Source organism: Candidatus Aquicultor secundus, from assembly GCF_002791875.1.
Lineage (GTDB): Bacteria > Actinomycetota > Aquicultoria > Aquicultorales > Aquicultoraceae > Aquicultor_A > Aquicultor_A secundus.
Map to the genome: position 1 here is coordinate 1 of NZ_PFNG01000270.1, position 7,009 is coordinate 7,009.

8 protein-coding genes are annotated in these 7,009 nt (G+C 50.8%); all 8 read right to left on the reverse strand.

Features of this window, described 5'->3' with window-relative positions:
• Positions 1–932 (reverse strand): UDP-N-acetylglucosamine 1-carboxyvinyltransferase (locus tag COY37_RS11345; protein ID WP_286977644.1); only part of this gene is annotated, 932 nt, incomplete at its 3' end.
• Between the two features lie 193 nt (positions 933–1,125).
• The gene (locus COY37_RS11350) at positions 1,126–1,542 is read right to left on the reverse strand and encodes a F0F1 ATP synthase subunit epsilon (RefSeq protein WP_286678339.1); all 417 of its coding nucleotides are present in this window, start codon (positions 1,540–1,542) and stop codon (positions 1,126–1,128) included.
• A 35-nt stretch (positions 1,543–1,577) separates the two neighbouring features.
• The gene (gene atpD / locus COY37_RS11355) at positions 1,578–2,984 is read right to left on the reverse strand and encodes a F0F1 ATP synthase subunit beta (protein WP_286678338.1); all 1,407 of its coding nucleotides are present in this window, start codon (positions 2,982–2,984) and stop codon (positions 1,578–1,580) included.
• Positions 2,985–3,216: 232 nt separating this feature from the next.
• Positions 3,217–4,104, reverse strand: a complete 888-nt coding sequence (atpG, locus tag COY37_RS11360) for an ATP synthase F1 subunit gamma (RefSeq protein WP_286678337.1) — start codon at positions 4,102–4,104, stop codon at positions 3,217–3,219.
• Between the two features lie 17 nt (positions 4,105–4,121).
• Positions 4,122–5,639, reverse strand: a complete 1,518-nt coding sequence (gene atpA, locus COY37_RS11365; protein ID WP_286678336.1) for a F0F1 ATP synthase subunit alpha — start codon at positions 5,637–5,639, stop codon at positions 4,122–4,124.
• Positions 5,640–5,650: 11 nt separating this feature from the next.
• Entirely contained in the window at positions 5,651–6,190 is a 540-nt protein-coding gene (gene atpH / locus COY37_RS11370) for an ATP synthase F1 subunit delta (RefSeq protein WP_286678335.1), read from the reverse strand.
• The gene (gene atpF, locus COY37_RS11375; protein WP_286678334.1) at positions 6,190–6,675 is read right to left on the reverse strand and encodes a F0F1 ATP synthase subunit B; all 486 of its coding nucleotides are present in this window, start codon (positions 6,673–6,675) and stop codon (positions 6,190–6,192) included. Before atpF ends, atpH begins: the two co-directional genes overlap by 1 nt.
• Before the next feature lie 57 nt (positions 6,676–6,732).
• Positions 6,733–6,957 carry an ATP synthase F0 subunit C gene (atpE, locus tag COY37_RS11380; protein ID WP_286678333.1) on the reverse strand — a complete coding sequence of 75 codons (225 nt, stop codon included), beginning with the start codon at positions 6,955–6,957 and terminating at the stop codon, positions 6,733–6,735.
• Positions 6,958–7,009: the final 52 nt, after the last annotated feature.

Here is a 7,009-nt window from a genome sequence, read left to right on the forward strand (position 1 = left end):
GGCAGGGTCGCGATATCGGTTGGATTGATGCACTTGCAACCGGCAACCCGTATCCCCGCATCAGAGGCAATGACCTCGGCCCCGATATCCCTGAGCTTACTGATGACCATCTCGAGGTGCTCGGGGATGGCGTCTTTAACCATGATATCGCCGTTGGTAATGGCGGCCGCAACAAGCAATGTCCCAGCCTCGATCCTGTCAGGAACTACGCGGTATTCGACGCCATGGAGTTTGTCGACCCCCTCGATGCGCATGGTCGGGGTGCCCGCCCCTTCGATTTTTGCGCCCATTTTTCGTAAAAAGTTAGCGAGATCAACGATCTCGGGCTCGCGCGCCACGTTTTCTATAATGGTTACACCCTCTGCAAGCGTTGCCGCCATCAGCAGGTTTTCGGTAGCACCGACGCTCGGGTAATCGAGGGCTATCTTGCTCCCCACCAGTTTTTCGGATATCGCCTCGATGAAACCGTGACCGACCTCGATACGTGCGCCGAGCATTTCGAGGCCGCGTATATGCATATCGATCTTGCGCGAACCGATGTTGCAGCCCCCCGGCATGGCAACCCTCGCCCTGCCGAGTCTCGCAAGAAGCGGCCCCAGGACAATGATCGAGGCGCGCATCTGGCTGACCAGCTCATACGGGGCTTCCGCATAGAGCGAATAACCGGGTTTGATCTCAATGACATCGGGGTCAGAGTAGCTGATGGAGGCGCCGAGCCTTTCGAGAACCGCCGCCATGATTTTGACATCGGTGATAAGCGGCACATTGGTGAGCGCCGTCTGCTCCTCGGTTAACAACGCCGCCGCCATTAACTTAAGCGCAGAATTCTTGGCGCCGCCTACCCTCACGGCGCCGCTAAGCCTATTCCCACCCTGGACAACAAATTTGCCGCTCATATAGTTAGTTCCACTGGTTGGTTCCATTAACATCATAACTTCCCCGAGACGCACCACATAAAAACCAGGGTAAGCTTTTGTAAGCCTACCCTGTTAAAAAGAATAAAGGAGAATAAAGTGATGGTCAACTTAAAATCGTCGATAATCCCAGCCCTTTACGGGCTGCCATCATTTATGCAGCCATTATTTATATTAGTTATCCGTTACGTTAAATTAACCGTTACGTATACTAACCGTTACGTCGCTGGGCAACCTTGATCCTGAGAAGCGCTTTTCTTAAGCTAATCTCGGCTGCAACTAGAGCTTCGTCATCTGCCTTGGCCTCAGTAAGCTCTCTCTCGCGCTCCTGCTTTTTCTGCTCGGCACGCGATACATCAATTTGCTGAGCCAGCTCGGCCGCATCGGCCAGCACAGTTGCCTTGTCATTGCTGAACTCCAGGTAACCGCCCAAGACTGCAATATATTCTTGCCCATCGTCGTGCTTAACCCTCATCTCGCCTATCTCAAGGGGCGTGACGATCGGAATATGACCTGTCATAATTCCAAGCTCGCCCTCTACGCCGCGTACCACGACCATCTCGGCCTCGCCGCTATAGACGATTCTCTCAGGGCTAACCACTTCGCACAATAGCTTGCGATCAGCCATGTATGTAAACCTCCAAATTTAAGAAGCTTAAGAAGCTATACTGTCGCCATAAGCGTTTCGGCTTTGGCTATAGCATCGTCAATCGTTCCAACCATACGGAATGCCTGCTCAGGCAACGCATCGTGCTTGCCCTCGACAATCTCTTTAAAGCCGCGGACAGTCTCGGCTAGCGGAACATATTCGCCCTTCATGCCGGTAAACGGCTCAGCAACGTTAAACGGTTGGCTTAAGAACTGCTGTATCTTCCTCGCCCTCTGTACGATTAGCTTATCTTCCTCAGAAAGCTCGTCCATACCGAGGATGGCGATGATATCCTGAAGCTCTTTGTACCTCTGAAGGATCTGCTGTACGTTACGAGCAGCGTCATAGTGCTCCTGGCCTACAGCGTCCGGCTCAAGAGCCCTCGATGTAGATTCGAGCGGGTTGACCGCCGGATAGATACCGATCTCAACAAGCGCCCTGTCCAGAACTGTTGTCGCATCCAGGTGCGTAAACGCTGTCGCCGGCGCCGGGTCGGTCAGGTCGTCGGCAGGTACGTAAATAGCCTGTACGGATGTAACTGATCCCTTACGGGTTGATGTAATTCTCTCCTGCAAATCACCCATCTCAGTTCCGAGTGTAGGCTGATAACCTACAGCGGATGGCATACGTCCAAGAAGCGCCGAAACCTCTGAGCCCGCCTGGGTAAAGCGGAAGATGTTATCGATAAAGAGAAGAACATCTTTTCCCTGGTCGCGGAAGTATTCCGCAATCGTTAGCCCTGCTAAGCCAACGCGAAGACGTGCGCCCGGCGGCTCATTCATCTGACCGAACACAAGTGCTGTTTTATCGAGAACGCCGGACTCTTTCATCTCAAGCCACAGGTCGTTTCCCTCACGAGTACGCTCACCTACACCGGTGAACACTGAATATCCGCCGTGTTTGGTGGCGATGTTATGGATAAGTTCCGTAATAAGAACGGTCTTACCTACACCTGCACCACCGAACAGACCGATTTTACCACCCTTAACATACGGTGCGAGAAAATCGATAACCTTAATACCGGTCTCAAAAATCTCGGTAGTCGGCTGCAATTGATCAAACGCCGGTGGTTTACGGTGAATCGGATAACGATCGGCCGCATTAACCGGCCTGTCATCATCGATGGCTTGCCCGAGAACATTAAGGAGCCTTCCCAATGTTCCCTCTCCGACCGGCATAGTAATCGGTGCGCCTGTGTCGACGACCTCCATGCCCCTTACCAGGCCATCGGTAGATGACATAGCTACCGCTCTAACTTTACTTCCCTCTAAGTGCTGCTGAACTTCGGCGATAACCTCGACTTTGCCTCGCGGCGTATCGGCCGAAATCTTAAGAGCGTTATAAATTGGCGGGATTTCGTTGGGCTCGAACTCTGCGTCGAGAACAACACCGATAATCTGAACTATTCTCCCTACGCCCATTTACACTTCTCACCTCTATTCTTACTACACGTAAATAGTGGCATTACTGCCATAATTACTAACGAAAACTCACAGCTCAAGGCCGAAAGCTTTCGCTTCCTCCCTAGCTCTAGGCTCACGGCTCAAGGCAATTATGTAGTTATACTTAATAATACCTACGTTAATCGATTGGCTTGAAAGGCCTAAAGCCTTCAGCCTAGAGGAATCCTTGCGGATTCTTGCCTTGAGTCGATTATGCTTCTTTCAGCGCGTTGGCGCCGCCTACGATCTCCGCAATCTCTTGCGTAATCTGCGCCTGGCGTGCTCTGCTATACCATCTGGTGAGACTATCAATCATATCACCAGCGCTATCAGTTGCGTTCTTCATTGCCGTTCGACGAGCCGCTTGCTCGCTCGCGGCTGATTCCATAAGGGCTCTCAAGACCACCGTATCCACATACCGCGGCAAGAGATCGTAAAGAACGCGCACCGCATCAGGCTCGAATTCATACGAGGCTGTTTTGCCGGCCTCTTGCTCTTCGCCCTTGGTTATCGCCTCCTGCTTGATCGGCAGCAGTTGGTGAACGGTAGTTTTCTGCTCCATTATCGATTTAAACTGGTTAAATACGACATACACCTTATCGACGGTGCCCTCTTCATACGTCTCGACTACTCTATCAGCAACCTTCTTGGCCTCGATGAACGTCGGATTGTCGGAAAAGTCCGTGTGGGCCTCTATGATATCGTACCCGACAAATCTCAAGTATCCCAGGCCTTTTCGACCGACGACAATAAACTTAACGTTTTTGCCCGCTGCGGTCTCTTGCCTAAACAAAGCCTCGGACTGCCTTAAAATATTCATATTAAAGGCACCGCATAAACCTCGGTTGGATGTGACCGACACTATGATAACGTTCTCGATGTTCTCATGCACCTGCAGGAGCGGATGACTATCCACGCCGACATTCTGCGCAACGTTATTAAGAACATCCATCATTTTAAGAGCATACGGACGTGCCGACTCGATTCGCGCTTGAGCCCTTTTAATCTTCGCAGTCGCAACCATTTCCATGGTTTTGGTTATCTGCCGCGTTTTCTCAACGCTTTTTATTCTGCTTAAGACCGCTCTAGCTTTTGACATTATCCATCATCCTTACACTACAGAGATGTGCCGACAAACATCTGCTTGAACTCGTTGATGACTTCACCCAGTTTTTTCTCGGTCTCCTCTGAGATTATTTTCTCTGCAGCGATTGCTTTCGCTATATCGGGATATTTACTGTGGATAAGCTCAAGCAAGCCGGTTTCAAAGCCTTTGATCTTCGGGATATCGATATCGTCGAGGTAGCCGCGAACACCGCAGAAAATAGCGATAACCTGGTCCTCGGTAGACATCGGTGAATACTGTCCCTGTTTCAGCAACTCAACCATGCGAGCGCCTCGTGCAAGCTGTGCCTGTGTGGCTTTATCCAAATCGGAGCCGAACTGGGCAAACGCCTCAAGGGCACGATACTGCGCCAGGTCAAGCCTTAGACCGCCCGCAACCTGCTTCATGGCTTTTGTCTGCGCGTTACCACCGACTCGGGATACCGAAATACCGACGTTAATAGCCGGACGAACGCCTGAGTAGAAGAGATCCGACTCAAGGAATATCTGGCCATCGGTAATTGAGATAACGTTGGTCGGGATATACGCCGAAACATCGCCGGCAAGTGTCTCGATAATCGGCAAAGCGGTTAGCGACCCGCCGCCGAGTTCGTCACTTAGTTTACATGCCCTCTCAAGAAGCCTTGAGTGGAGGTAGAAAACGTCACCCGGATACGCCTCGCGGCCCGGTGGACGCCTCAGAAGAAGCGACATCTGACGATAAGCCTGCGCTTGCTTGCTCAGGTCATCGTAGATAACCAGGGTATGTTTTCCGTTATACAGATAGTGCTCAGCCATAGCGCAACCCGAGTACGGGGCGATATACTGCAACGGCGCCGGGTCGCTCGCTGGGGCGACAACGACAATCGTATACTTCATCGCATCGTACTTCTCAAGGGTCTCAACAACCTGCGCAACGGTTGATGCTTTACCGCCGACCGCAACATAGACACAAATAACACCAGTATCTTTCTGGTTGATAATTGCATCGATTGCGACGGCGGTCTTTCCGGTTCTACGGTCGCCGATAATAAGCTCGCGCTGCCCACGGCCTATCGGAATCATGGAGTCAACGGCTTTAAGGCCGGTCTGCAGAGGTTCCTTAACCGGTTGCCTCTGAACGACGCCTGGGGCCAGCCACTCAATCGGGCGGTAGCCCTCCTGATTAATCGGGCCTTTACCATCAATGGGCTGTCCTAACGCGTTAACGACACGGCCAAGGAGTCCTTCACCGACCGGAACTTCAGCAATTCGTCCGGTACGTTTAACGATGTCTCCCTCATGAACCTGTAGGTAGTCACCAATAATAACGGCACCCACGTTATCCTCTTCGAGGTTAAGGGCGAGCCCCATTACTCCATTGGGAAACTCCAGCATTTCGTTGGACATTACGCCGCGCACACCGTGAATAATAGCGATACCATCTCGGGCTTCGAGAACCGTCCCAACCTCTTCGATTTCTACTTGAGGTTCGTACTTTTCAATTTCTTGCCTCAGAAGCGAGGCAATCTCTCTCGACTTGATTCTCATACACCTTCTCCTTACCCCGTTTGAATTAACTTTTCGCGTAAGCTGTTCAAACGTGATTTTACGCTAGCGTCAATAATTTGATCGTTCGCATAGATCAACATTCCGCCATAAATACTCGGATCGACTACTGTCTCGAGTATTACTTCTTTTTGAAGCGTTTCTGTAAGCCTGTTCTGCACTTTTACTTTCAACTCATCGTTGAGAGGAACCGCGGTTATTACCTTCGCCACCGTCCTTCTGCTTTGCTCATCGAGCAACCTTTCGAACTCGTTACGCATTTCGTTAAACAAGTTCTCACGGTTGTTGTCGAACATCACCCAGAAGAAGTTTCGCGTTAGGACCGATACCCCCTGAAGGAATACCTTATTGAAGACGTTTTTCTTCTCTTCGCTTGTAATTTTGATCGATTGAAAAAAGCCCTCGAACTCAGGATCGGCAAACAGCTCACCGACAACGTCAATTTCCTGGGCTACCTTTTCAAGTTCGCCCTTGCCCTGAGCCGCCTCGAATAACGCTTGTCCGTATTCCCTAGCTACCTGTTCGCCTCTCATTATGAGCGACCCACTTCACTAAGGTATTTTTCGATGAGCTTGTCGTGTGCGTTTTTATCAAGCTCTGCTTCAATGACTTTAGATGCCAATTCAACGCTGATGTTGCCGACTTCCGCCCGCAACTCTTTGATCGCCTGCTCGACGTCGCGTTGAATTTGCTCGTCGGCTTTTGCGACCATGCGCTTGGCCTCTTCATCGGCCTTGGCGACAATTTCTTGTCTTAAGTTTTCGCCGAGTTGTTTACCCTCGGCTATGAACTGCTGTGCCTCGGCTCTCGCCTCGGTTAACTTTTCCTCATAGTCTCTGAGCAAACGTTCTGCCTCTAGCCTTGCGTGTTCTGCCTGCTCGATCGACTCGCGTATTTTACGCTCACGTGCGTCCAGCATCTGGACAATCGGACCGAATCCGAACTTACCGAGCAACACTACCAGAAGAAAGAACGCTATAGCCGTGTAGACTATCAGGGGTTGGTTTAATGCAATCATTTGCAACCACCCATTTCTTAGAACAAATGATCTAGTCCTTGTTTTTTTGTCTTTCTCCTACTTTGAGAACAGCAAGATGCTGATAACGAAGCTATAAAGTGCAATAGCTTCGGCGAACGCGATGCCGATAAACATCGTCGTTCTGAGAGTTCCTGTGGCCTCCGGCTGGCGTGCCATACCCTCAAGTGCCTTTCCGGCGAGGATACCTATACCGATTCCAGGGCCGATAGCACCGAGACCTATTGCAAGGCCTGAACCAAGATGTGCAAGAGAACCTTCCATTTAAAGATTACCTCCTCTCTCTAATTCCAAATGTATAATCCTGATTACTTAT

Excerpts from the sequence above, each read along its gene's own strand:
- COY37_RS11350 (WP_286678339.1), bottom strand. The coding sequence starts at position 1,542 with ATGGCTGATCGCAAGCTATTGTGCGAAGTGGTTAGCCCTGAGAGAATC.
- atpD (WP_286678338.1), bottom strand. The coding sequence starts at position 2,984 with ATGGGCGTAGGGAGAATAGTTCAGATTATCGGTGTTGTTCTCGACGCA.
- atpG (WP_286678337.1), bottom strand. The coding sequence starts at position 4,104 with ATGTCAAAAGCTAGAGCGGTCTTAAGCAGAATAAAAAGCGTTGAGAAA.
- atpA (WP_286678336.1), bottom strand. The coding sequence starts at position 5,639 with ATGAGAATCAAGTCGAGAGAGATTGCCTCGCTTCTGAGGCAAGAAATT.
- atpH (WP_286678335.1), bottom strand. The coding sequence starts at position 6,190 with ATGAGAGGCGAACAGGTAGCTAGGGAATACGGACAAGCGTTATTCGAG.
- atpF (WP_286678334.1), bottom strand. The coding sequence starts at position 6,675 with ATGATTGCATTAAACCAACCCCTGATAGTCTACACGGCTATAGCGTTC.
- atpE (WP_286678333.1), bottom strand. The coding sequence starts at position 6,957 with ATGGAAGGTTCTCTTGCACATCTTGGTTCAGGCCTTGCAATAGGTCTC.